This is a genomic window from Peptoniphilus indolicus ATCC 29427 (assembly GCF_000227315.1).
GTDB classification, from domain to species: domain Bacteria; phylum Bacillota; class Clostridia; order Tissierellales; family Peptoniphilaceae; genus Peptoniphilus; species Peptoniphilus indolicus.
This window is the reverse complement of sequence record NZ_JH165093.1, coordinates 1-1,933: the sequence shown is the minus strand read 5'-3', so window position 1 is coordinate 1,933 and position 1,933 is coordinate 1. Positions and strand designations below refer to the sequence as shown.

The following is a 1,933-nucleotide window of genomic DNA, read 5'->3' as shown; positions in this document are numbered from 1 at the left end:
TTAAAAGCGCCTTTATCTATATCTCTAATTATTTTCATACCTTGATTTTCCATTTCTTTTAACATTTTAGTTTCTTTATCTGCATTACTAGTTCTAGTAATCTTACCTGCATATTCTGCAGCCTGTTTCAATATTTCTTTCTCTTCATCATTTAATTCATCATATATATTTTTTGATATACATAGAATTAATGGTGAGTAAAAATGCCCTGTTAAATTTAGATCTTTTGCTATATCTACAAACCCATTTGTATAAGTTACACTTATAGGTATATCTAACCCATCTATAGTTCCTTGTTGTAATCCTGTTATAGTTTCTGACCATGACATTGGAACCGCATTAGTCTCTAGTTGTTGATAAGTCTTTATATATGTATCTGTTTCCATACATCTGATTTTTAGACCTTTAAAATCACCAGGGTATCTAACTTCTGCATTAGCTGTTACTAAATGTCTAAATCCACCTTCTCCATAAGCTAATGCTTTTATCCCATATTTTTCATACTCATTCAAAACTTTTTTCCCTATATTCCCATCAAGTATATTTGCAGCTTCTTTTGAATTCTCAAAAATAAAAGGTAAATCAAATAAACCTGCTTCTTTTATATAACCACTTATATATGCATTTGTCATAATAGCCATATCAGTTGTACCTATTTGCATTCCAGTGAACATTTCCCCTTCTTGCCCAATCTGGCCTGAACCTTTTATATCTATAACAATTTTTCCATTGGTTTTTTTATAAACTTCATTTGAAAAATTCTTAGCAAATATAAAATAAGGGTCATCTTCAACTGGAGCTGTTGTAAAACCAATTTGAAATACCTTATTTTCAGTTCTGCTCTTCGAACAACCTACTAAATTTAACATTAATAATGAAATAATTACTACTATTGCATATTTTTTCAATTTCAGCCCTCCACTAAATTTTTAGGTGTAAACTTTATCATTTTTTCTATATTTTTTATTTCTATTCCACTTTCTAAACAAAATTTGATAGCATCTTTCATTGAATTTATAGGTGTTTTTTTATTATATATACCTCTATCAGTACTAATAAAAATGTTTTCATAATCTAGATTTCTCATTACATTTAAAAACTTGTTTTTTGAGCAATCTCCATCTTCTAAATTGGCCCAAACTTTTTCTAATATTACTCCCTTTTTTTGCTAACATTAATTGTGTGCCAATATCAATATCAGTTCTTAGCCAATCGGGATGTGTTAGTACTGTTTTAACCTTGTTTTTAATTGATTCTTCACACAAAATAATACTTTCTTCAACACTAAGATGCCCTGTAGCTATAACTGCATTATATTTTTTAACAACCTCAATAATTTCGTAAACCTCTTTTTTCAATTTTCCCTTATCATTTAAAATGCTTATTCCTTTTCTACTAAAAAAATCTCCTTTCATATTTCCATACTTTAAAGAATTTTCTGAATCTCTAGTAGGAAACCAAATAAATACTCCACCTAATTTTAAAGAACTTTCACATGCATATGGATTCAATCCTCCTACTGGATAATTTAACGCTATCCCTCCATAAGCTTTAGTATTAAAATTAAAATGCGAATTTATTAACTGCGCCCTACCTATGGTTGATTCATAATGATTTTTTATCATTACTCCACTCATATTATATTTATTTGCCTCTTTTATTAAATCTATATCATCTATACTTCTTTTTACATGAGATGGACTACTATGTGTATGTAAATCATATGAACCTATTAATAAATCTAAAATTAAATCTTCCACTTTTTCTCCTTTCTAAGTATTTTCATATTTATTTTATAAACTTAATTTAACAAAGTAAAACAAGCAATTTTTTATTGATTAAAGTTTTAACTTGTTATATTCCCCCGTAATGTTATAATTTATGTATTATTATTGTTTTATTGATCAAATAAATTAATCATTTTTATTTAGCA

Annotated in this window: 3 protein-coding genes; all 3 read right to left on the bottom strand. The window is 27.2% G+C overall.

Going from position 1 to position 1,933, the window contains the following annotated elements; translation table 11 throughout:
• Positions 1-908: TRAP transporter substrate-binding protein DctP (dctP, locus tag HMPREF9129_RS10035; RefSeq protein ID WP_004823363.1), on the bottom strand; the 908-nt coding region annotated here is incomplete at its 3' end.
• A 2-nt stretch (positions 909-910) separates the two neighbouring features.
• Entirely contained in the window at positions 911-1,087 is a 177-nt protein-coding gene (locus tag HMPREF9129_RS12100; RefSeq protein ID WP_004823361.1) for a hypothetical protein, read from the bottom strand.
• Positions 1,068-1,760, bottom strand: a complete 693-nt coding sequence (locus tag HMPREF9129_RS10030; protein WP_004823359.1) for a DUF6282 family protein — start codon at positions 1,758-1,760, stop codon at positions 1,068-1,070. Before HMPREF9129_RS10030 ends, HMPREF9129_RS12100 begins: the two co-directional genes overlap by 20 nt.
• Positions 1,761-1,933 lie beyond the last annotated feature (173 nt).